This window comes from Paenibacillus sp. PastF-3, from assembly GCF_029893135.1.
GTDB classification, from domain to species: domain Bacteria; phylum Bacillota; class Bacilli; order Paenibacillales; family Paenibacillaceae; genus Paenibacillus_AQ; species Paenibacillus_AQ nitricinens.
In genome coordinates, this window is record NZ_JARXWM010000002.1 from 442,182 (window position 1) to 466,282 (window position 24,101).

22 protein-coding genes and 2 pseudogenes are annotated in these 24,101 nt (G+C 43.2%); 5 read left to right on the forward strand and 19 right to left on the reverse strand.

Going from position 1 to position 24,101, the window contains the following annotated elements; genetic code table 11:
• Positions 1–47: 47 nt before the first annotated feature.
• Both M2444_RS06025 and M2444_RS06030 read left to right on the forward strand, forming a co-directional pair.
• Positions 48–656 (forward strand): methyltransferase family protein, encoded by a 609-nt coding sequence (locus M2444_RS06025; protein WP_094875584.1) that lies wholly within the window; start codon positions 48–50, stop codon positions 654–656.
• A 128-nt stretch (positions 657–784) separates the two neighbouring features.
• Positions 785–2,050 carry an alkaline phosphatase gene (locus M2444_RS06030; RefSeq protein WP_280786525.1) on the forward strand — a complete coding sequence of 422 codons (1,266 nt, stop codon included), beginning with the start codon at positions 785–787 and terminating at the stop codon, positions 2,048–2,050.
• Positions 2,051–2,155: 105 nt separating this feature from the next.
• On the opposite strand, the gene M2444_RS06035 is transcribed toward M2444_RS06030, so the two are convergent.
• Both M2444_RS06035 and M2444_RS06040 read right to left on the reverse strand, forming a co-directional pair.
• Positions 2,156–2,686 carry a hypothetical protein gene (locus tag M2444_RS06035; RefSeq protein ID WP_094875581.1) on the reverse strand — a complete coding sequence of 177 codons (531 nt, stop codon included), beginning with the start codon at positions 2,684–2,686 and terminating at the stop codon, positions 2,156–2,158.
• Positions 2,687–2,805: 119 nt separating this feature from the next.
• On the reverse strand, positions 2,806–3,339 hold the full coding sequence (locus M2444_RS06040; protein ID WP_179283584.1) for a PadR family transcriptional regulator: 534 nt from the start codon (positions 3,337–3,339) through the stop codon (positions 2,806–2,808).
• Between the two features lie 176 nt (positions 3,340–3,515).
• Between M2444_RS06040 and baiCD the strand changes: the two genes are divergently transcribed.
• Complete coding sequence (gene baiCD, locus M2444_RS06045; protein WP_280786526.1) at positions 3,516–5,441, forward strand: bile acid Fe-S flavoenzyme BaiCD; 1,926 nt, start codon at positions 3,516–3,518, stop codon at positions 5,439–5,441.
• A gap of 185 nt (positions 5,442–5,626) precedes the next feature.
• Here baiCD and M2444_RS33545 read toward each other — a convergent pair.
• The 5 genes and pseudogenes from M2444_RS33545 to M2444_RS06075 all read right to left on the reverse strand — a co-directional run.
• Positions 5,627–6,798: pseudogene (locus M2444_RS33545) on the reverse strand (winged helix DNA-binding domain-containing protein).
• Positions 6,799–6,831: 33 nt separating this feature from the next.
• Entirely contained in the window at positions 6,832–6,969 is a 138-nt protein-coding gene (locus tag M2444_RS06060; protein WP_280786529.1) for a hypothetical protein, read from the reverse strand.
• Between the two features lie 32 nt (positions 6,970–7,001).
• Positions 7,002–7,973 carry a ring-cleaving dioxygenase gene (locus tag M2444_RS06065; protein WP_094873463.1) on the reverse strand — a complete coding sequence of 324 codons (972 nt, stop codon included), beginning with the start codon at positions 7,971–7,973 and terminating at the stop codon, positions 7,002–7,004.
• A gap of 94 nt (positions 7,974–8,067) precedes the next feature.
• Positions 8,068–8,535, reverse strand: coding sequence for a MarR family winged helix-turn-helix transcriptional regulator (locus tag M2444_RS06070; protein ID WP_094873465.1), 468 nt, complete (start codon positions 8,533–8,535; stop codon positions 8,068–8,070).
• 108 nt (positions 8,536–8,643) lie between these two features.
• Positions 8,644–8,847, reverse strand: a pseudogene (locus M2444_RS06075) (phosphotransferase family protein); the annotation flags it as partial.
• Between the two features lie 262 nt (positions 8,848–9,109).
• Here M2444_RS06075 and M2444_RS06080 point away from each other — a divergent pair.
• Both M2444_RS06080 and M2444_RS06085 read left to right on the forward strand, forming a co-directional pair.
• On the forward strand, positions 9,110–9,457 hold the full coding sequence (locus M2444_RS06080; RefSeq protein WP_280786530.1) for a PadR family transcriptional regulator: 348 nt from the start codon (positions 9,110–9,112) through the stop codon (positions 9,455–9,457).
• Positions 9,444–10,439 (forward strand): HAAS signaling domain-containing protein, encoded by a 996-nt coding sequence (locus M2444_RS06085; protein WP_094873466.1) that lies wholly within the window; start codon positions 9,444–9,446, stop codon positions 10,437–10,439. The genes M2444_RS06080 and M2444_RS06085 overlap by 14 nt, the downstream gene beginning before the upstream one ends.
• Before the next feature lie 79 nt (positions 10,440–10,518).
• On the opposite strand, the gene M2444_RS06090 is transcribed toward M2444_RS06085, so the two are convergent.
• From M2444_RS06090 to M2444_RS06145, 12 genes are all read right to left on the reverse strand, one after another.
• On the reverse strand, positions 10,519–11,796 hold the full coding sequence (locus M2444_RS06090) for an alpha-L-fucosidase (RefSeq protein WP_094875573.1): 1,278 nt from the start codon (positions 11,794–11,796) through the stop codon (positions 10,519–10,521).
• Between the two features lie 49 nt (positions 11,797–11,845).
• The gene (locus tag M2444_RS06095; RefSeq protein ID WP_094875572.1) at positions 11,846–12,796 is read right to left on the reverse strand and encodes an ROK family protein; all 951 of its coding nucleotides are present in this window, start codon (positions 12,794–12,796) and stop codon (positions 11,846–11,848) included.
• Positions 12,797–12,823: 27 nt separating this feature from the next.
• On the reverse strand, positions 12,824–13,516 hold the full coding sequence (locus M2444_RS06100) for a copper homeostasis protein CutC (protein WP_280786531.1): 693 nt from the start codon (positions 13,514–13,516) through the stop codon (positions 12,824–12,826).
• 24 nt (positions 13,517–13,540) lie between these two features.
• Entirely contained in the window at positions 13,541–14,995 is a 1,455-nt protein-coding gene (locus M2444_RS06105; protein WP_280786532.1) for a leucyl aminopeptidase family protein, read from the reverse strand.
• Between the two features lie 42 nt (positions 14,996–15,037).
• On the reverse strand, positions 15,038–16,030 hold the full coding sequence (locus M2444_RS06110; protein ID WP_042189914.1) for an ABC transporter ATP-binding protein: 993 nt from the start codon (positions 16,028–16,030) through the stop codon (positions 15,038–15,040).
• Positions 16,027–17,028: an ABC transporter ATP-binding protein gene (locus M2444_RS06115; protein WP_094870189.1), complete on the reverse strand. Its 1,002-nt coding sequence runs from the start codon at positions 17,026–17,028 to the stop codon at positions 16,027–16,029. Before M2444_RS06115 ends, M2444_RS06110 begins: the two co-directional genes overlap by 4 nt.
• 13 nt (positions 17,029–17,041) lie before the next feature.
• Positions 17,042–17,953 carry an ABC transporter permease gene (locus M2444_RS06120; RefSeq protein WP_094875565.1) on the reverse strand — a complete coding sequence of 304 codons (912 nt, stop codon included), beginning with the start codon at positions 17,951–17,953 and terminating at the stop codon, positions 17,042–17,044.
• Between the two features lie 69 nt (positions 17,954–18,022).
• Complete coding sequence (locus tag M2444_RS06125) at positions 18,023–18,946, reverse strand: ABC transporter permease subunit (RefSeq protein WP_094870191.1); 924 nt, start codon at positions 18,944–18,946, stop codon at positions 18,023–18,025.
• Positions 18,947–19,059: 113 nt separating this feature from the next.
• Positions 19,060–20,664 carry a glutathione ABC transporter substrate-binding protein gene (locus tag M2444_RS06130; protein WP_094870192.1) on the reverse strand — a complete coding sequence of 535 codons (1,605 nt, stop codon included), beginning with the start codon at positions 20,662–20,664 and terminating at the stop codon, positions 19,060–19,062.
• Between the two features lie 89 nt (positions 20,665–20,753).
• Positions 20,754–21,758 carry an asparaginase gene (locus M2444_RS06135; protein ID WP_094875560.1) on the reverse strand — a complete coding sequence of 335 codons (1,005 nt, stop codon included), beginning with the start codon at positions 21,756–21,758 and terminating at the stop codon, positions 20,754–20,756.
• A gap of 30 nt (positions 21,759–21,788) precedes the next feature.
• Positions 21,789–22,946 carry an ROK family transcriptional regulator gene (locus tag M2444_RS06140; protein WP_094870194.1) on the reverse strand — a complete coding sequence of 386 codons (1,158 nt, stop codon included), beginning with the start codon at positions 22,944–22,946 and terminating at the stop codon, positions 21,789–21,791.
• Between the two features lie 501 nt (positions 22,947–23,447).
• Entirely contained in the window at positions 23,448–24,092 is a 645-nt protein-coding gene (locus tag M2444_RS06145; protein ID WP_280786533.1) for an MgtC/SapB family protein, read from the reverse strand.
• Positions 24,093–24,101: the final 9 nt, after the last annotated feature.

Sequence of the window (24,101 nt, forward strand, 5' to 3'; positions counted from 1 at the left end):
AAACATATGAGCAATCATTCATATGTATTAGTGAGGGGGTAATTCCAATGAGTAATCTAAAAAATATCCTATCCCTAATTCTTTTCTCCATATTCCTTATATCTTACCTTTTGAAGCTCGTTATACTTTACAAGAAGAATCATATTAAAGGAAACGTATTAGCTAAAGGAAAAAAACGATCTATAATCCATTATACCGAGCTGTTCGTTAAGACTACTACTTTTGTGTGGGGAGCAGCGTGGTTTACGTTTTCCTTAGCGGAGTCATACATAGTTACACTAGTAGGAGAACATTTTAATCATCCGGTGATTCACTTTATCGGTGTTGGTGTAGTAACGCTCGGATGTTCCATTTTCATACAAGCAATGATTGCCATGCGTACTTCGTGGAGAGTTGGGATTGATAAGTCTACTGTAACAAAGCTCATCACGCACGGTATATATAAATTTAGTAGAAATGCCGCATTTCTCGGTTTTGATCTCATGTTTCTTGGATTGTATCTTATGTATCCAAATTCATTAACACTAATTATATTCTTTCTTAACATTATAGCCATCCATTTACTTATTCTTCAGGAAGAGCAGCATTTAAAATCTGTATTCGGAGATGAATATATTCAATATTGTAATAATACACCTAGATATATTTTATTTTGAAATCTTACCTACTGTAAATCCTATGCGTTCAAGCACGCTACAATTTACATTTTTTACAATATCCGAAAACATTCTCTTAATGTAATTACTATAGTATGAGGTTGTAGACATACATTAGGAGGGAAATTATGAAATCACCGAAAAAGTACGGCGTGAAGACGGCAATTGTAGCCACTGCAGCAACTGCACTCTTCGTTTCCAACGTAATCACTACACAAGCACCAAATCAGGCCACTGCAGCTTCATCTAACACAAGAAATGTGATTCTGTTTGTCGGTGACGGAATGGGTACTGCCCAGCGCAATGCCATCCGCCTAGCTACAGTAGGTGAACAAGGTAATCTAGCGATGGATTCTATGCCATATGCTGGACTAATTCATACAAGCTCCACTGTCCCTGTTACAGATTCAGCTGCTTCAGCCACAGCCTATGCCAGCGGAGTCAAGACTTATAACGGAGCCATCGGGATGGATGCAGATAAAAAGTCCGTCCAAACCATTATGGAATATGCAAAATCAGCAGGGAAATCTACAGGCGTTGTAACTACCAGCCAAATTACTGATGCTACAGGCGCTGCCTTCGGTGCACATGTCGAAGATCGCTCCAAACAAAGTGACATCGCTCTGCAGCTTCTGACCAAGAGCAAAGTTGACGTTCTTCTCGGTGGAGGCGAAGACTTCTGGTATCCTGCTGGGAATCCAGGTAAGTTCGCAGATGAGCCAGCTGAAGATCCTTCAGAGAAAAGCAAAGGTACGCAAGGTAACCTTGTAGACAAAGCTAAGCAGCTTGGATACTCCTACGTAACGAATAAAACAGATATGCAAAAGGCGAAAAACGGCAAGCTTCTCGGATTATTTGCAAATGAGGAAATGTTCCAGCAGAAGCCAGAGGGTGAAGGAGATATCTACAACCCGGTTGTATCCCTGCCTGAAATGACAAAAAAAGCGATAGACACGCTTGCAGCAAATAAAAACGGATTTTTCCTGATGGTTGAAGAAGAGGGTACCGACGAATTTGCACACCAAAACAATGCCAAGATGACGATTAAAGCGGGGCAAGAGTTAGATAAGTCCGTGCAGGTTGCCAAAGATTTTGCTAAAAAGAATCCGGATACCCTTGTCCTTGTTCTCGCCGACCATGAAACAGGTGGATTCTCTATTGAAGCCGTAGACGCTGAAGATGAATCAGGTGATGGCATTTCCAAAGAAGATGGTCCGTTTGCCATCGCTAACTCCAAACAGAATTTCGTTGTAGACTGGACGACTTCAGGTCATACAGCAGTGGATATTCCAATTACGGCCATGGGCAAAAACGCTCAGTTGTTTACAGGAGTATACGAAAACACTGAAGTATTCACTAAGGTTGCGCAAGCCATGGGCATAAAAGTGAAATAAAAAGATCGAACAACATAAAAGACTAGCCAGATTTTCTGGTTAGTCTTTTTGATTGATGAAGCGCAATCCCGGGTTCTCCCTTATACACTATGATGATCTCCATAATTACTTAGCATCTGTTCGAATAACAAACGTGATTTCCTTAGTCTGGTCTAGCCACTCGCCTGTTAATCGAAATCCCCTTAAAGTTTCCCCTGATTCATAATCCTTACTATCTGAACTAAGAAAAGCCGCCATATTCGAATCAAGCTTAAAAGTAGCTGTCTTATCCGCCCATTCAACATTTACCGGCTCTGCTGTTTCTTTTTTATACTTAAAAGTACCATCATCTTTCAAAATATAATCTGTCAATTTGTAGCTGTTTGGGGCTGTATTGCTAAATTCGATTTCTATGATTTCTCCAAGCTTCACATAAGGAATTGAAACACCCGGTTCAGCTATAAGGCTTTGAAAGGATGCATTAACTTTTTCTGAATTAGTGTTCCTTTCAAGTGGCTTTAAGTCAGATTGAATGAATCTCCCGTTGGATGTAACCGTTACTTCCTTAATTACAGAATCACTTGCCTGTTCTTGATCGCAGGCTGAAAAAATAAACAGGAGCATAAGACCAACGGTTAATAAGTATACTTTTCTCAAGGAAAACCCCCTTCTTGATTAATTAAAACCACAATAAAAATAATGATCCCAACAATTAGTGGAAAACCTAAAGATAGACTTCTCGGCGAGATGAGTATAGAAGATATCTGTAATACGGATCAATGCCTATCGAGGGAGTCCAGCTTATGGGAAAGCTCACGGATTAACTCTATCTCATGTAATACCATACTACGGGTATAAAAATATAGCTCTTCAGAGTAGTCCAAATCTTCACCGTTCCCAACCACTAAGGATAACTGTTGTAAATGTTCCAGCTTTTCTTTCATGTAAGTCTCTCTGAAATCAAGTAATCTTCGGCGGGCCTCCAGATCCAGCAGCTCATAATAAGCAAGGCGAATAGACCATTCATTATCAATACGAATAGTCTCCAGTGAAAATTCGTTCAAGCAGATATGAAACCTCTCCTCACCCTCTGCTGTGATCGAATATACATACCGTTTGGGGCGGTTTTCCTGCATTTCCGTTTTTTTAATCACCCAACCTCGCTTTTCAAACAATTTCAGCTTCGGATACAGCGAATTATTATTAACGATTTTATCGTTACTCATTACGAAAATGATATTTTTTTTAATCTCATAACCATGTTTTGACCCTTTCATTAATTGAGCCAGAATCAAGACTTCAATATCCATGTTCATCCTCCGAACTACCGGACTGCATTTCCGGCTATTTTCTTATCTTACCTCAAGGACTGCCTCTATGCCAAATACTTAGTGATTTTATGCACATACTTTTATCGTTTCATTCGATAATATAGGTTAAAATAACCTATATTATTTTAACCTATATATTGAGAGGGTGTTATAGCATGGAATTCGCACATTTGTTTAGCAAAGGTATGATAGGAAATATGGAGCTCAAGAACCGGGTCATTTTGCCTGCCATGGGCACAAAAATGAACGCTCCTGGTGGTTATGTCGGCGAGCGCTTGATTGATTACCATGTAGCACGCGCAAAAGGCGGTAACGGCTTAAATACAGTTGAAGTAACCACCATTCACCCAACGGCTGCTTCTGAGGATGCTCCAGCTATTTATGATGATAAATTCATTCCTGGTATGACCCGGTTAGCTCAAGCTATTCATGATGCAGGCGGCAAAAGCTGTCTTCAGTTATGGCATGGAGGGAAAGTAACGCCCAACCTGATTCAAGTCTCCTCCTCCCCTGTTCCTTTCGAGGGTGTAACACAAATCCCCCGGGAGCTGGAGCATCACGAAGTCAGCGAGATGGTCCAAGCTTACGCCGATGCTGCTTTACGTGCAAAAATAGCTGGCTTTGACAGTGTGGAATTCCATGCCGGTCATGGTTACTTGCCGCAACAATTTCTAAGCCCAGCGATGAACTTCCGTCAGGATGAGTACGGTGGTTCCTGGGAGAATCGCTGCCGCTTTCCGCTCGCTTGTATTCGTGCCATTCGAGAAGCTGTTGGGCCTGGGTTCCCTATCTTGATGAGAATTTCTGCTATCGAGGATCTTCCCGGCGGACTTACACTGGATGAGATGAAGCTCTTCTCAAAGCTGGCTGAAAAAGCAGGTATTGATGCGATAAATGTATCGCGCGGAGTTCCAGCAGGCGCAGCTATTAAATATGAAGTCCCTCCAATCGATCTGCCCGTAGGTTTCAATGTAGATAACGCAGCACAAATTAAATCTGTGGTTAATATCCCAGTTATCGCCGTAGGACGTATTAATGATCCAGCTATTGCGGATCGAATTATTGCTGAAGGACTGGCTGATTTCGTAGCTATAGGGCGCGCTCAGCTGGCAGATCCTGAATTCTGTAACAAAGCATTAGCCGGACGTGCAGACACGATCGTTAAATGTGTAGGTTGTGATCAAGGCTGCTTTGATGGCTTCGTGAATCCGAAGGTGCCTTTCATCAGCTGTGTATTTAACCCTGCAACAGGACGTGAACGGGAATATGAATTGAAGCCAGCGGGCACACCCAAGAAAGTACTTATTGCCGGTGGTGGGCCAGCCGGATTAGAGGCGGCGGTTACACTGAAACGGCGTGGACATTCTCCCATTTTATGCGAGAAGAACGACATTCTTGGTGGACAGCTTTATATCGCTGGTGCCGCGCCACGTAAAGAAGAAATGGCCGCCGCTGCTCTGAATATGGGGGAAGCTGCTAAACGTGAAGGGGTGGAAATCCGAATGAATACGGAGGTCACTCCAGAACTTATCCAAGAAATTAGTCCGGATGAAGTCATTCTTGCGATCGGATCAGCCCCTACGATTCCTCCGATCGAAGGCGTTCTAAGTAGTCATGTAGTGAATTCACATGATGTATTATGGGGAACATGCCATCCTGAAGGTCGAGTCGTTATTATTGGAGGGGGATTGGTTGGTCTTGAGGTTGCTGAGCTATTGGTCGAACGCGGAAATCAAATCACTGTTGTAGAAATGCAAGCCGATGTAGCAAATGATCTGGGTATCCTTCGTAAAATCTGTGTAATGGAAAGCCTATATGGCCACGGCGTAACATTAATGACCAACAGCAAATGCAAGGCAATCCAAAAGAATAGCGTAATCGTTGAAAAAGATGGAGAGCTTCATAAACTGCCAGCCGATTATGTAGTAATCGCAGTTGGATCACATGCTCTAAACAAGCAAGTCCTTCAGGAATTTTTGGAGGAAAGCTCCATTCCTTATCATGTAATTGGGGATGCTGTGCAAGCTCGCAGAGCACTTAATGCAATTTGGGAGGGGGCAGAATTAGCTAGACGAATCTAGTTAAGAAAGGCTCTGACCGACTTATGGAAATAGCAAACCCGGCAGGTGACGCTTGGCGGGTTTCGTTTCTTATACAGCGCTATTTGAACCCCCTATCCAAGGATTACAAAATGAGGCTCTTGCAACGAATTAAGTGCATTGGAGTCCGATAACCTAAAAAATGAGCTTTTATGGGCAAATAATGATTATGTTGTCCGTTTCACGCTAAGATTGAGGATCGGCAGACCGATAAATGCAGCATATTTTTCAGCAGCTTTAAACACTGCTTCTTCAGCCTTCCTGAGCTCTCCAAAAGGATGAATGACCATTTCTATTCCTTTTTTCTTAATCGTACGTTTCCATGTACCCATAACTTGGCCACCTACAACAATCATCGGCAGGAAAACACCATTGTTTCCAGGGACAATTAAAGGAGCCTTCTCAGGCTCAAGTACAGCACTCCGGTCTTTATAACCAAGAATGTACTCATCATAACCCGGAAGTAAATAGACACCCGAGGAGTCTTCATCCGCACGAGCTAGTTGATCGGTAGACATCCAATACTCACTGCCATTTATATCCGCCGATTGAAGGTCATTTTTTACAGTTTCTAATCCTCGTCTAGCATCTGTAAGGGTTATGCCTGCCCACCAAGCAAAGTCCTGAACGGTCGCCCATCCACGGGCTGTAAAATACCGCAAGGCGAGTTCTTGCAACGATTTCTCATAAGATAGCTCTCGGCAATCTGGCACCCATTCCTCTAACAATACAATCGTTTGCTGTTTACCATTCATAGGACCAAAACAAATCAGTCCTTGATAGGCACTATTCCAGAGTATATGATAACCCCGCTGATTCCCTGTATGGATGCCTTCTTCTTCTATTAACTGAAGTAGGGCCGAACGATCCATTTGTTTCCGCCCTTTAAAGCTTCCACTATAATTTTTCTACAGCGCTCCAGTGTTTGATCATCAAGTCCAAGCTCAGCCATTCGCCGCTTCGTTTGTGATGCTAAACGCGGTGCAGTGAGCTGTAGCATCCACTTTACATCTTCTGCTGGGATGAAATGAAGCGTACCCCGCAGCGTCCAAGTAAGAATAATCTTACGGTCAGCGATTGCACGCTCTATATCAGCTAATTTCGTAGCAGGAGAACGTAGTCCGATGGCCCAAACCGCCTGCATGTAGTCTTGCGCTTGCATAGCCCCCATTTTCTTCACGACCTGCTCTGGTGTGTGATGTAAAGAGCCTGCAATCATTTGACTATACAACCTGCTAATTGAAATAAGGCTATTCGTCACACTACTCCCCCTCTTCAGAAATGAACCCTTAAATAATATACTTCCAGTGATTAACAAAATGGATAAGTTCTTGCCCATGTCTATGTCGATATTGCATAGTGCAATAGATAGTCATATACAGGCTAACAGTGCCCTTCTTTTTAAAAGAACACCGCTGCTTCCAGTTAAGGCATCTGTGGTGTGATCACCTAATGTGTATAAACCTAGCTCCAACCCTTTATTCTCATCGACTCTATATTGTTCCATCATGATTATGTCCTCTTTTCATGATTATAATAGGTTCATTGGATAGGAGGAAGCTTCGATTCAATCTCTTCACGACGTTCTTCCAGAAAGGAAGGTAAGGTCAAATTCTCTCCTAGCGCGTCAAAAGTTTCATCAATCTCAAATCCTGGGCCATCTGTAGCAAGCTCAAAAAGAATATGGTTCGGATCCCGAAAATACAAGGAATGGAAGTAATAACGATTAATGACCCCTGTATTTTTAAAGCCTGCGGCAGTGATCTTGGAGGCCCATTCGGTTAGTTCTTCGACATCCTTCACTCTTATAGCCACATGATGGATGCTGCCTTTCCCTGGTCTCTCCCGATCTTTATCATTTACTTCTTTGACGTGGATCTCGGTGTATAAACCACCCTTCCCTGTTTCATATATATCTACCATCACTTTCGAATCCCCCATGGAGGGTACTGTCCGAACTTTTGTATAGCCCAAGATATCTTCCAAAACCGCCTTTGTGCGGCTAGTCTCACGTACAGTCAATACAACAGGACCTAACCCAACGATGGCATACTTTGGAGGGATGTCTTCTGTAATCCACGGCTCAACTAACTCGATACCGTTATCTTTTTCAGCCGATACTAAATGGATCGTCAATTCATCTCTATCATAAAAAGTAAGCGACTTATGTTCCCCGATACTTACAATCGCTTCATGAAGAACTTCAAAAGAATCTAATCGACTAGCCCAATACGACAAGGCTTCATCGCTAGGGACAAGAAGGGAGAAAGAGCTAATACTGTTCGTCCCTTTGCGGGTCTGACCTGCATTTGGCATTTCAAAGAAAGATACCTCAGTGCCAGGGGCGCCATTACGATTTCCATAAAATAGATGGTACATGGATGGATCATCTTGATTGACCGTTTTCTTTACAAGTCTCAGTCCCAGTACCTCTGTATAAAACCATAAGTTTTGTTTTGCGTTTTTAGTAATCATCGATACATGATGTTGTCCGTTTATTAGTTGTTGTTTCATTATAATAGCCTCCTAAATAAATGTTGTATTTTAGTTTACTAGTATACTGACGAAGAAAAAAGTAAGCTTTATTATCAATAAAGCTTTTGCGTCACTACTGAACACCTCGCGGGAGTCGATTCTCATCTTGGCTATGGCGATGAATCTTTTTAAGCATGCTGTAAAACACTTTCTTCTCATCATCTGTCAGTGGATCGAATAACGAGGCTTGGAAATCCGATTGTAAGGGCAGTACCTTCTCAATAAGTGTTTGGCCCTTTTCCGTTAAAGTAATGTACTTCACTTTCCAATCCTGTTTGCGTTCAATCCATCCTTCCTTCTCTAATCTGCCAAGCATATGGGATACCCCACCTTTAGTAATAGTTAGATGCTCGGCAATTTCCATCTGTGTTACAGGCTGGTGTAATAATATTTGTACCAAGGTATCAAATTGATTAACGGTTAAGTTAAATTGCTTCAAGAATTCATTGGAAAGATCGTTACTATTCTCATATACCCTAACCAGCCGCAACCAGATCAATAAGCTTAATTGGTTATCTTCAGTGAATCCATTGCTTCTCATTTGGTCACGTCCATCGTTTGTTTATTTTATGTGTTATTTTATGTGTTATTTGATTTGTTAATATGAGTATACTAGTAAACTGATAAGGAGTCAAGCTCAGTAGGAATCCTACACGCTTGCCAAATACCACTTCGGAATATAGGTTTGATCATCATCATACCACTCCAGAACACTCTCCGCTCGGCTCAGCATATTAGCAACTTCTTCTTCCCCAAATGGAATCGCCCAATGAATGCTTGACAGCTGGTTGCTAGCAATAGATAGAGCCATCATTCTGAAGAACAAGTCCGGGACATTGTTATTAAAATACCCACCTCCCATGTAGAAGCATTCGGGATATCACTATAGAATGAAATCATTTCACAACCTCCTTTAATTAGAGTATTTCACTCAAATATAATTTTTTCTTATTTATTTCTTAGGAGATTATTTTATTCAATTGATGTTGGAACAACAATAGTGTATGATACATAGTATAAAACACATACTGTATGATACACAGTAAATATAAACGTCTTCGGCCTCCTTTCAAGGACGAATAGCGTTTAAACGAGAAATATAATGAGGTGGGTGAATGAGTACTTTATTAAATTCTTTAATCACAGAGCTTAGGAGAGGTACGTTAACGCTAGCCGTTTTAAGTCAATTACGAACACCCCAGTATGGATATTCGCTCGTTCAATTGTTGGAGGAATCCAGCATCATCATCGATCAAAGCACCCTATATCCATTACTTCGCCGATTAGAGAAACAGGAATTAGTGACGAGCAGCTGGGACACATCCGAGAGCAGACCCCGTAAGTATTATGTTCTAAGTGACTATGGCGTAGAAATTTTTTCACAGCTAAAGGAAGAATGGCTTAAGAATTCGAAAGAACTTTACGGCCTATTACAAGGGGAGGATGACCATGAAGCTGATTGAGATTTACATTCATGAAGTTACTCGGAGGTTACCAGAACAAAATCGGGAAGACATCGCATTAGAATTACGATCAACCATCGAGGATATGTTACCGGATGATTATGACGAAAAAGAGGTAAAAGCCGTCCTTGCAAAATTGGGCAATCCAGCTATTTTAGCTAGTGAGTACCGCGATCAGCCCATGTATCTCATCGGCCCACGCTATTTCGATTTATATGTTACGTTATTAAAAATGATTATACCCATCGCTGTAGTTGTTTCTTTAATCGCTCTGGTTGCTGATTACTTGATTGGCTATAACGGCGATAAAACAGTTTCGGATATTGTTACTGCAGTTATAAGTACAGGAATTGGAACCTTCCTTGAAGTAGGAATCCAAGTCTTTTTTTGGATAACTGTTGTGTTCGCTATTATCGAACGGGCGGATAAAGGAAAGGAAGGTCATCCACTTACTACAAAATTAAGGAAATGGACTCCTGATGATTTGAAGGATATCGCGCTTGTCCATAAGAAAAAAGCAATTACAAGCTTCGAAGTGTTCGGAAGTTTACTGTGGACTGCCATTTGGGCTACTGTTTATTTTAATGCTGAACACCTGATCAGAGTCTATAGAGGCGGTGAAGGCGCACTTAACTTCGTAGCCCCAGCTTTTAATCAGCATGTGTTACTTGATTATTGGCCTATTATTCTTATTGTGATCGGATTAGAAGTCGCATTAACTATATATAAATTAATCAAGAGACAATGGACTAGAGAATTAGCATTATGTAATACGGCCCTCGAGCTTTTAGTACTTATTGTATTCGCTATTATCCTTATTAATCCGAATGTATTTAACCAAGAATTCATTAACTACATGTCTAATTTATTAACTACTACAGCTAACCAGTTTGAAACGGGGCTAGTAGGTGGAGGAATAGCAGTCTTGATTTTAATTGCGGTCCTCAATATATATGAAGGCTTCCGCAAGGCCCGCCTCTAATATTTCCAACAAAATGAAACAGATCCTAAGGTGAATCCCTAGGATCTGTTCTCATAAGAGATATAATAGTGAATAACAACTATACAAAAAGTTCAAGCTCAACAACCGTATCCATCTCGTCGGGAAGCTTAGCCCCTTTTAATGTAATAAACGCTCCGCCGTCAACATCCGAATATTCCTCAGCCATCCACGGCACCTCCACCTTTAATTCGGTACCATCACGTAGTAATCTAGCCTTTTTAATCTTCCCTTTCAAGCCTTGGAAATAGATCGGGCCAATTCCACGGTCGTAGACGTGCGCATACAACTTGTTGCCCTTTTGCGTATAACGACCCCACTCTGGCTTAGCAAGCAATGAGCTGCCGCAGCCATAAATACTGTCACCATTCAGGCGCATCCACTCGCCCACTTCATCAAGGATGACAAGTGATTCCCGTGTCATTTCACCTTTAGCATCAGGTCCAACATTAAGGAGGAGATTACCATTCTTACTGATACATTCGACCATTGAGCGAATGATCTGCTGGGTGGATTTATAATTTTTATCTTCGGAATGATAGCCCCAGTTATCATTAAGCGTAATGCATGCTTCCCATGGAACGGATTGGCCATTCACGTCAACAATCCCACCGGGAGGAATGATCTGCTCTGGAGAAAAGAAATCTCCAGCATATTCTTCTGGCTCGGCCGCGCGGATATTCCCACCTAAACGATTGTCGATAATAATATCCGGCTGGATAGAGCGAATCATACGGATTAACTCCGTTGCTTTCCATTTCTCTCCGGTCATATTGTCGTAGGAGAAGTCAAACCACATGATGTCGATTTTTCCATAATTCATCAACAGTTCCTTCACTTGCCCATGCATATACTCCAAGTATTGATCAAAATCAATCGGCTTGTCTTTAGCCGCTTCATTGTCCCGATCCGGATGAGCTTTATCGCCATATCCAGGGTAATCATCATGATGCCAATCAATAATAGAGTAATACAGACCTACAGCAATACCTTCAGCCCGGAAAGCGTCTACATATTCTCGAACGAGATCACGTCCAGCAGGCGTGTTAGTCGCTTTAAAATCTGTCAGCTTGCTATCAAACAAGCAGAATCCGTCGTGATGCTTGGTCGTAAGGACCGCATACTTCTGCCCCGCTGCTTTTGCTGCGCTGGCCCACTTCTTCGGGTCATATCGAGATGCGTCAAATTCATTGAAATACGTCATATAATGTTCTCTACTCATTCGCTCGTTTCCACGTATCCACTCACCTCGTGCTGGAATGGAATATAATCCCCAATGAATGAACATACCGAATCTATCCTGCAAGAACCATCTCGTTCTTTCTTCTCTTGTACCCATCTCTTCAGCCCCTCCGTTTTTGCTAGCTTTGATAAATGGTTCAGATAGTCTAGACGGTATGAAATAATGCCGCAGCGCCTATAAGACCTACATCATCCCTCAGACCTGCTGATTCAATAGTATAAGTTCCTTTATACGGCTTCATGACAAGTTCTTCTGTTTTCTCTCTCAGCGCCGGAAACAGTAGTGCACCAGCTTTGCTTACGCCTCCACCGATTACAATGCGATCAGGATTAAACGTATGTACCGCGTTAGCTAATCCAATCGCCATATAATGAATCGTTCGCTCAATCACCTCGACAGCCAGCGGATCTTTTAGTGCCATCGCTTCAAAGACATGTCGAGAATTAATCTTTTCACCACTTCTACTAGCCAGCTCTGTAATCATCGACGTTCTGCTCTCCATACTCCGCAGTGCCATGTCCCGAATCGCTGTACCCGAAGCAAATACTTCCCAGCATCCATATCTTCCACAGCTGCATTCCGTTCCGTTCGGGTCAATAATATTATGGCCGAGTTCTCCTGCAAATGAGTTCGTTCCGAGCAGTAGCTCACCATCCATGACAATTCCAGCTCCAATTCCTGTGCTGAAGGTAACATACACCATGTTGTTCGAGCCTTTGCCAGCTCCTCTTACATACTCGCCCCATGCCGCAGCGTTCGCATCGTTTACCACTTTCACTTCTATGCCAAGTTCTGACTCCATCCAATGTTTCAGTGGAACATTATCCCATTCAGGAAGATTGGTACCGTGAATTACGATTCCATCCTGGCTGTTCACAGCTCCAGGAGAAGCCAGTCCGACCCCAATCAGCGGTCGGCCTTCGGATACAGAGCGGATCATTCCGATCATTCGCTGCACCACCTCTTCAGCGGTGCGCGCGCCAGCTGTCTCCATTAATTCCCGATTCAACACAGTACCCTTTGAATCGAATAATGCTGCGGCAATTTTTGTTCCACCTAAATCAATTCCTACTACATAGCTCTCAGCCTTATGCATAACCATTCACCTTTTCACTATCTATTATTAGCCGTTCGAATGAATATTCTTAGCTAACGCCCGTAGGGCTGCTGGATCGATTGGCGACAAAGCGTCTTTGCCATGACGAACAGCCGATCCAAAATGTACTTCTGTGACTCCAGTCTGTTGAATAAAAGATGTAATACCTTCTGGCTTCAAACCACTTCCAGCCAATATACTTATCGAACTACCTCTTGATTCCTCTACTAGCCTACGCATAGCGGGAATGGCATCAGGTGCCGGACCTGGTCCAGCAGAGGTAAGTATACGAGTGATTTGCGGGTAATTACAAAGCGTCCGATAACCTGCAATTTGGTCCTCCAGCTCGTCAAAAGCACGATGGAAGGTTACTTGTAAGCCATCTGTCAACGGCAATAATATTTCAAGCGCATGCTCATCAATCTTTTTTTCCGGTGTTAATGCGCCTAGAACAACTCCCGAAGCACCACTGGCTGCAATCTGCCTGATCTCTGCAGCCATAGTCAAAATATCATTCGTGGAATAGATGAATGATCGACTGTGCGGACGGACCATAACAAAGACAGGAATGCTAACCGATTTGATTACCTGCTCCACCAACCCTATTCCTGGTGTTAATCCACCTTCCGTAATGGCAGTAATGAGCTCAAGACGATCTGCGCCATTCGCCTCAGCCGTTAGAGCATCATCCATACAAGTAGCGATGATTTCCAATCTCATAACTTTCACCCACTCTTCCAGTTGTTAATGATGCACTTGCTTCATAACATAATCGGCGAGCAGGCGTGCACCATATCCCGTCGCTCCAGCTTCTGAGTATCCCACATCCTGTTTGTACTGTACCGTCCCAGCCATATCAATATGAACCCAGCTCATCGATTCTGCTATAAAGCGCCGAATAAATAAGGCTGCTGTAATCGCACCTGCAAAGGGGGAAGTACTTACATTGCGGAGATCAGCGTAATTACTCTGGAGATCTGCTTCATATTCATCCATTAACGGCATGGGCCACAGTCGTTCTCCATTGCGCTCACCGATCTCCACTAGGCTCTGCGTTATATCAACATCACCCCATATGCCCGCGATGCCTAATCCGAGCGCCGCACCGACATTTCCAGTTAGGGTAGCAATATCAATTGCTTGCTTTGCTCCGATATTTGCGGCATGAATAAGCGCATCCGCTATGATAAGTCGACCCTCGCCATCCGTATTCGCAACCTGAACGGTTAGCCCGTTAGGGTAGCGGATAACAGAAGAAGGTAACATCGCCTTAGCATCTGGCACATTATCAACGACTGGAATAAGTGCGGTCACATTTACATTGGCATGCTTCCTTATCAAAATATCCATAGCCCCAATTACAGCAGCCGCACCACCCATATCCATGCGTGCATCGCTGATATCGCTAGCCGTCTTCACATTCATGCCACCTAAGTCAAAGGTTACACCTTTTCCTACCAGTGCTAACATCGGTAAGTCAGGGTTACTCTTGTAACGAATTTCAACAAGGGCTGGAGCGTGCTTACTTCCTGCTCCAACTGCGAGCAACCCATTCATCTGAAGTTCCACAAGCTCCTGTCCTCGATAGATATGGACTTTCAAAGCAGCATCATCACGGTCGAAAAATTCTGCCATCCATTCCGCAAAACGGTCAGGATTCAGTGTACCAGGTACCTCATTCACAAGATCACGAGCAACTACGGCACCTTCTGCGCGTATCTGTGCAGAAACCCGTACAGCTTCCATTTCAATTGATGATAGGTCAGGCCAATCTATCGATTGAAGCTGTAAATCAACAGAGCCTTCCACCTTGGTAGTTCCCCGATAAGTTTGAAAACGGTATAAGCCGAGAATCCAACCTTCTATCCAAGCTTGTAATTCATCAGCAGCAGAAATATCCCTATTCCTATTTATTGCCTCGGATGCTAAGCGAACAAGTGAAGCACTACTTCGTCCTTCCTTCAGAATTGCACGAGCAGCAGATCCACCCGCTCGGCGAATCCTCTCAAGCGTAATATCCTTGCGCTTTCCCATTCCTACCGCTAACACATCAGACTCTTCCTCAGTGCGAGCATGTAACCAAGTCACACTGCTGCACTGTTTGTGGGACGCTCCCAGCCTAAAAGGAAAAGACTCCTCTTCATAAGCTAAATAGACAATAGTATCCGCCACATTAGCGGAATCGAATAAGATATTCATCGCTGTCCCTTCTTTTCCGTAAAAGTAATCACACAATTTCAGTTACCGCTCTAATTTCAGCATTTCTTCATCAAATAAATGACATGCAACCTCATGACCTGGTTCGACTTCTCGAAATATCGGAACATGCTGCTTACAGATTTCCATACAGGAAGGACATCTTGTGTGAAAACGGCATCCCGACGGTGGATCAACCGGACTTGGAAGATCTCCCTTCAGAATAATGCGCTCCTTCTTTAAGGTAGGATCGGGTACAGGTACAGAAGATAGCAGTGCTTGTGTGTATGGATGCATTGGACGATCATACAAGGTATCTTTATCCGCCGTCTCTACGAGGGAACCCAGATACATAACTCCGATTCGATCACTAATATGCTCAACAACACTTAGATCATGTGAAATGAATAAATACGTCAGGCCATACTCTTCCTGCAGATCCTGCAACAGATTTAGCACTTGTGACTGAATCGAAACATCCAGTGCTGACACAGGTTCATCTGCCACGATTAAGCTTGGTCGAACAGACAATGCCCGGGCGATTCCAATCCGTTGTCGCTGTCCACCGCTGAACTCAAAAGCGTAGCGCTCGGCGTGGATACTATTTAATCCCACGGTCTCTAGTAACTCGCATGCTAGTTTATCCCGTTCTTTGGACGAGAGCTTTGTATGAATAAGCAGAGGTTCAGCCACAAGATCCTTCACCTTCATTCGTGGATTAAGCGAAGCATAAGGGTCTTGGAACACCATCTGTATATCTTTACGAATAGGACGCATTTGATTGTCTGAGATATGGCTAATATTTTGACCCTTAAACCACACTTCACCGTCATTCGGCTCCAGCAAGCGAGTCACCAATCTTCCTGTAGTAGATTTACCACAGCCACTTTCACCTACAAGACTGAACGTTTCTCCTTTACGTATAGCGAATGAGATCCCATCAACTGCGTGCAAATATCTAGTAGTTCCGAAAAAGCCCTTCTTCACCGAAAAAAACTTCTTCAGACTTTTAACTTCAATGAGTGGAGTCTCCTTCACAAACCTTCCCCTCCTTCCGTGTTCTCCTGCTGTGTAAGCCAACAACGACTCTTTCGCTCTAGTCCCTCAATCGGAAGTAACTCTGGCTCCTGCGAGAGACAGCGCTCCGTGACATAATCGCAGCGAGGTGCAAACTTACAGCCCGTTGGCATTTGTGAAAGGTCAGGTACATTCCCTTTAATGGAATCCAAGCGACGTACGTTTTGACGCAGCTTTGGAACGGATTGTATTAAACCCTTCGTATACGGATGCTGCGGTCTTGCAAATAGTTCATGAACGGAAGCTTCCTCCACTACACGGCCAGCATACATTACAACTACACGATCACATAGTTCAGCTACAACCCCAAGGTCATGGGTAATGAGCAGCATCCCCATATCCTGTTCTTCTTTCAGGTGCTTCATTAGATCAAGGATTTGAGCTTGAATCGTTACATCAAGCGCCGTTGTTGGTTCATCTGCAATCAGCAGTTTCGGGTGGCAAGACATCGCCATCGCAATCATTACACGCTGCCTCATACCGCCAGAGAGCTGATGCGGATATTCATCCACCAAATCTTCCGCACGTGGTATACCAACTAACCGCAACATATGAATGGCATGTTCACGGGCCTTCTTCCTACCATAACCAAGATGCAACATGATCGGCTCCATCAATTGCAAGCCAATCTTCAGCACAGGATTAAGTGAAGTCATCGGCTCCTGGAAAATCATCGCCATTTCATTTCCCCGTATCTGGCGCATCTCTTTGTCCGTAACCTTTGTTAGATCCGTTCCCTCAAAACGAACAGAACCGCCAGAAATTCTGCCTGGCGTATCCTTAAGAAGCCGCATAATCGACAGTGAGGTAACACTTTTGCCACAGCCGGATTCTCCAACTAGACCCAGCACTTCACCTTTCTTAATCACAAAGTCAACACCTGCAACTGCCGTTATACTTCCATCGCCGCGTTTAAACTCCGTTTTCAGCCCTTGTACTTCCAGCAAATTTTGAGTCATGTCTTGTCCCTCCTTAGTTTTTCATTTTGGGATCAAGAGCATCGCGCAGTCCGTCCCCGACCAGGTTAAATGCAAGTACTGTCAAAAATATAGCTAAACCCGGAAAATAAACGATATGTGGAGCAATACTTAAATAATCGCGCCCCATGCTTAACATTGCCCCCCAATCGGGCTCCGTTGGCTTCGCACCCATTCCAAGAAAGCTTAATGACGCAGCGGCTAAGATTGCCCCGCCAATTTTCATGGATAGATTAACGATAATACTAGGGACCGTTTCAGGAAAAATATGTCGCCAAATGATTCGGCGATTCTTCGCACCCATTGAACGGGCTGCTTCAACAAACAACGTTTCCTTCGCAGACAATGTTACGCTCCGGATAATGCGGGCGAACGAGGGTGTACCGAAGACTGCAACTGCAATCACAACGTTGGATAAACCAGGCCCAAGTATAGCGACGATCCCAATGGCAAGCAGTAAATCAGGGAATGAGAACAATACGTCACTGCCACGCATAATAATCCGATCCAACCAACCGCCATAATATCCACTGATAAGGCCAAGGATGGTTCCAAGTACACCCGCAATCAATACGGAACTCAGGCTGACCGCCAAAGTCAACCTTGTACCATCAATTAAGCGACTTAGAATATCACGGCCGTATTCATCCGTTCCCGCCCAATGCTTGGCAGACGGCCCCTGCATTAGCGCATCATAGTTCGGTTCATCTGGATTATAAGGGGTCAGAAATGGCCCGAAAATGGCAATTAAAAAAAGCAATATGATAAAAAATGCAGCCACAAGGGGCATCTTTTGTTTGCTGAACTTGCGAATAAAAACACCCGCGCGGCCTTTTGTTTTCTCCGGGGCTATTACCTCTCCGGGTATAGGGGAATTAGTTCCCATTACCGCCGAATTGTCGCTCATGATATCCCTCCTAATCCTATATTCACCCTCCAGAAAACTATCGTAATTCTGTTTCTCAGTTACTCTAGCTTACTGAGAAAACCTGATTTTCGGATTAAGTACGCCATACAATAAATCTACAATTAAATTGATAAGGATAAATTGTGTTGAAAACAGCAGCAGCAAAGCTTGAATAACTGTATAATCCCGGAACAAAATGGAATCCACCAGCAGTCTTCCAAGACCAGGAATACTGAAAACTGTCTCAACCATTACCGATCCACCAAGCAAGAACCCAAATTGAAGTCCAGCTACAGTAACGACCTGAATAAGAGAATTACGCAGCGCGTGCCTGCTAATAACAACATACTCGCGTAAGCCTTTCGCACGTCCTGTTCGGATATAATCCTCCCGTAACGTTTCTAGCATCGATGACCGAGAGTAACGAGCCAGCATCGACATAATCCCCATTCCAAGTGTAATGGAAGGAAGAATATAAGACTTCCAGGAATCCACACCACCGGTCGGAAACCAGCCAAGCTCTACCGAGAAAATCTGAATGAGTACCAAACCTAACCAGAATCCAGGGATCGACATCCCCGAAATGGCTGTCAATGTGCCTAAGTGATCAGGCCATCTATTGCGATAAACCGCTGAAATAACACCAATTAGAAGACCAATGACAAGCGCCCAAGCCATACTGAGAAACGTTAACCACAAGGTAGGCATTACTCTACTTTCTAGCATATCGGTTACTGGAATCCCTGATCGAATCGAATTGCCCAGATTACCACTCAGTAGATCGCTCATGTAGTTTATGTATTGATTCCACAGCGGCAGATTGAGACCTAGTTGCTCTTGAATGCCATGAATCTCTTCAAGTGTGGCGTCTTTACCCGCAATAAGCCGGGCCGGATCGCCCGGAATTAAGTGAATAAACAGAAAGACTAATACCGATACAATGAATAGCAACGGAATAACCCCGAGGAGTCTTTGTAAAGCATATCTACCCAACTCATAAGCCCCCTTCAGTATCGACAAATGATTTAACTGAGGCCGCCTCCTACCATTCTTAAGAAGCGGCCTCGTTCAATTCTTGGGAAATTAAATCTTGCGTTTGACTTGAATTATTTCACTTCTGCATTTAGGACATTAATGGAACCATCCGGGAAGACTTTAACACCTTCCAGATTAGATCTTTTGCCTGAGATGATTTGGTCAACGCCCATGAATGCCCAAGGAGCATCTTCCCATACTGTTTTTTGAATATTTGCATAAATAGATTTAGCCGCTTCTGGATCAACAGATTTGTTTGCTTCCGCAATCCATTTATCTACATTTTCATTTTTATAATAAGCTGTATTCGAGCCAGCTGGTGGGAACATTTCACTACTGAACAAACCTCTAGTAGCACCATCTGCATCACCGGAGGATGGAGACCAGCTGACATACCACATTTGAATTTTTGCTTCTTCAGGTGTTTTAGCAGCATTAATTTGGTCAGACAATGTACCGCCTTCCATAGACTTCACTTCTACCTTGATGCCTACAAGTGCTAGCTGTTGTTGAATAAATTGCATACCCTTCATGGTTTCAGATTCGTTTTCTCCCCAAATTTCGGTTTCGAATCCGTCTGGATACCCCGCTTCAGCAAGCAGTTGCTTAGCTTTTTCAATGTCATAGTCATAACCTGTTTGTTGGGAGTAATATTGTGTTTTGGAAGACATCGTGGAATCAAGCTTAGCGCCAAGACCCGATTTCACAACCTTGATATATGCTTCTTTGTTGATAGCATAGTTAATGGCTTGACGTACCTTTACATCATCGAAAGGCTTTTTCATCGTATTTAACGTTACATAACGAACAATGGTAGAATCGATGGTATCTACAGTAATTCCTTCAAGACCTTCAACCTCGGATACTTGCTCGGTTGGCATTGGATAAATGAAATCAGCCTCACCAGTTTTTAGCATCGCAATCCGTGATCCATTCTCTGGTACAGGTCTAAAGGTGATACTGTCCACTTTCGGCAAGTCTTTTTGCCAGTAATCCGCATTCTTCTCAACAACTAGACGATCACCTTGCACCCACTCTTTGAACTTAAATGGGCCAGTACCTACAGGTTTTTTTGAAATATCGGCCCCATTCTCTGTTATAGCTTTAGGGCTAATGATAGGCGCCATTGCAACCTTGTTTAAAAATGCGTTGTATGGCTCGCTGAGTGTAATAACCACGGTTTTGGCATCAGGAGTCTCCACTTTGGCCACCTTGGCGAAGCTTTTGCGCAGTCTCAGATTATTCTTCTCATCCTGAATACGGGCAATATTCACCTTCACTGCTTCGGCATTAAAATCAGTGCCGTCTTGGAATTTAACGTTTTCTTGCAGAGTGAATGTATATACCAATCCGTCTTCACTAATAGTGTGGCTTGAAGCAAGAACAGGAACAACGTTCATATTCTCATCAAAACCCATTAGACCTTCGTACATCGTTCTGGCAGCGCTGATTGAATGTGTATCGCTTGCGTTATGAGGGTCCAGCGTAATAAAGTTAGAATTGATGGCAATTACAATGTCTTTATCATTTTTTGTAGTTGGGGTGCTAGTTTCAGTTCCACCAGCGGTATTGCCGCCTTGTCCCTCGTTGTTTGCTTTGTTGCCGCACCCTGCAGTCACTACTACTGTAATAAGCAGCAGCATGAACATTGACCATACTTTTCCTTTGACTTTCATGTTATACACTCCCCTTTAGAAACGATGTATTAGAAAAGCTCCCAGTCCAATTATTCATGAGACTTGAAGATTATTCTCGATCCTTATAATCAGACTTCCCATTGGAATACAGCACGGCGTTCGCCTACAACTGTGCCGCCATCATTAACAATAGTGTTCGGCACGAGTGCGTATAAACGATCAATCGTATCTTGATTGCTATAGCCTAAACGTTCCAGAATCGATGCGATGATACAAGGCCAGACTTGCTCAGAACCATCGGATACTTTTAGCGAGATACCGATTCGCTCCTTTCGGAGACCAATTCCATATACACCTTTAGCGCCGCCCTTTGCCGTAAGATTATCATCCTTTAGAAGCTCCGAGCAGACGAATTTCGTATCTGCAATCATCACTGGATTATCGTTCATAAGCTTTGCAGTCGCAGCAGCTGCGTTACGTATTTCCGTATTCTCAATCAAATCAGGACAGGCTAGCTTTAAATAGGAATAAGCGATTTTATGAAGAGGGAGTGCGAAGATAGGAAGACCACAGCCATCAATCCCTTGAGGAATGGATTCCTTCGATACTTCTGCGATATAAGCCATAATATCAATGATTTCCTGTTGCACGGGATGGTTAGGATCATAATAAGTATCTATATCCCAACCCATATATTTGCTAAGGCCCATTAACCCTGCATGTTTACCTGAGCAATTATGAAAGATTTTACGAGTCGGCTCATTCGCCCGATGGCGCTCTGCCTTGGCTTCCTCATTCAGCGGGTATGTAGAACAACAATGAAGTCCCTCTTCTTTTAAGCCCATTTTCTGAAAAAGAGATTCAAGTGCTTCAATATGAAAGGCCTCTCCCCGGTGCGAAGCAGTAAAGAGTGAGGCTTCCTTACTTGTCAAACCATAAACTTCATCGATCCGACGCTTCATAACCGGTAAAGCTTGGAATGGTTTAGCTGCTGAACGAAGATAGGTTATATGCTCCGGATTACCTGCTTTATACAAAATATTACCTTTCTCATCGACCACACTAACTGCACCGTAATGTACATTCTCTAGTAAGCCACCGCGATATTCTTCTACTAATGTTGTAAATCCCATCTGTACAGGCCTCCTTCGATGTATTTATTTTTAATCCAATGCGAAAAAACGATTTTGCGATAGTAGTCCAGATCCGATAATTACACCATTCTCGTTCAACATCGAACGATGAATGGTGAAAGACCCACGAAGGGGTTCCCATGTGAAGCGTGAAAGATATAGCTTCTCGACTGCTTCATAAACATCCGGAAATTTGTCAACGAGTTCTCCACTCAGGATCACACTATCGGGGTTATACATGCATACGACATTGTTGATGGTAATCGCCATATACATGAGTGCTCGCTCAATCAAATGAACCGCCCAATGCTCTCCTGCATCTTTTGCTTCAAACAACTCCTCGATTGAGCGAATCGGACGAATCCGATTGGCTTCTGACAACAATGAGCTGATATTAATATAGGTCTGTAAGCAACCCGCCTTACCGCACTCACACATCATTCCGTTAGGATCCACTGTCGTATGCCCTATTTCACCAGCACTGTTCATCACCCCGCGGTAGATCTCTCCCTCAAGGATCATCGCCGAGCCAACGCCTTGCCCGAAGCCCAATAGTGCGGTACGGACAGATCCAACAGCAGCACCTTTGAGATGTTCAGCAAGAGCTCTAACCTTCAGCTCATTATCCACAGCAATTTCAAAACCGGTTAGTTCCTTTAGGCGTTTAGCTAAGGGTACATTCTTCCATCCAAGCTGAACCGAGAAGACGACAATCCCTTCTTCGTTATTCACAATGCCAGGAAGTCCAACGCCAATACCGACGATTCGAGTTCTATCAATCACATGCTGCTGTGTCAGTTGTTCAATTGCTTCTTTGATTCGTTCCAGTGTCTTGTCTGGACTCTCGTCCGGAGTACGCGGATATTGCCTGCTGCAAAGAAGCTTACCTTGCAAATCTACGATACCTACAATCATAAGACTACGATCCAGTTCAACCCCAACCGACAACACAGAAGCGTCAACCATAGCAAGCAACGTTGATTTCCGACCTAATCCTGAAGATACCTGATCAGAATCCAGTAGATACCCTTGTTCAGTTAATTCCCCAACAATCCGACTTACAGTTGTAGGACTCATACCCGTTTGTTTGGCGATGGAAGCGCGAGAAATTGGTTGTTGATTTTTTATGATTTCGAAGACCGTCAAACGATTTTGCCGCTTCATAAAATCCTGATCGTGCTTTTTCACAGACATTCTCCTAATTATTTTCTTCAGTGCATTAATCAAACTAATAAAACTATAAAAATAAGAAAAAATTTGCCAATTAAGCTACGCTAATGTAATATTTGATTAAATTTCAGTTTAGTTTCTCCAGTGATGGGATTAATAATAAAGGCTCATTGATTGTATGTCAATATAAATGACATATTTTTTTATTCGAAATAAATGAAAGCGTTTAATATGTGATTTTTATAACAATCTCCTCAAATACATGACATAAACATAACACTAAAGACCAAAACTCTCTCATAATAGACGAGTGGAAACTATAAATAGGAAAAACTTAATTAGAAGTGGTGGAAATATCTTAAAAACAAAAAGAGGTTTGGGATCGATGCAGAAGTTTTGTGAATCTGAATATTGGAAAAAGGGTAGAATTGTGCGCGGATTTAGTGAAATGGAGATTGCACCCGCATCAAAAGCAAGTTCTTCATATAGAAACCAACTTTTGATGCGAGTGTTAAAAAATTATTGAAACTCTACTGCCTTAACAGACGCGTCCTCTTGTATCAGTGACAACAATTTCACAGCATTAAACGATTCAGGAAATTTTACGATTATTTCTAAATTCAATTCGGAGGCAAGACTATTATTTTCAGCATGAAAGCTTAAAATGGTAATATTTTTTTCTTCAAGGAGCTGTTGAATTCTACTCACGGCTCCTTCTGAATTAGTCAGACAGATCACAATCTGTTGCGTTTTCGGTGAGGCCAGCCAACTGTATCGGCCATGCAAAATCTTTTGCCCGAGTAAGATAATAATTGTTGCTCCTCCACCCAGAATATATAGGCCCGATCCAATCGCCAGCCCTAGTCCCGCCGTTGCCCAGATCCCCGCTGCAGTTGTCAGGCCCTTCACAGTGTGTCTATGCATGAAAATCATTCCTGCACCAAGAAATCCCACTCCACTTACTACCTGGGCAGCTATACGTGCGGGATCGAGTTTAACATAGGACCAATCCGCTTGATCCTGAAATCCATATTTTGAAATGATCATCATAAGTGCAGCACCTAAAGCAACAATAAAATGCGTTCTCCGGCTTTTTCGTTCAAAGCCAACTAAAACACCACAAATTCCAGCTCCAACTACACGAAGTAAATATTCAAACTCCATACATAGTCC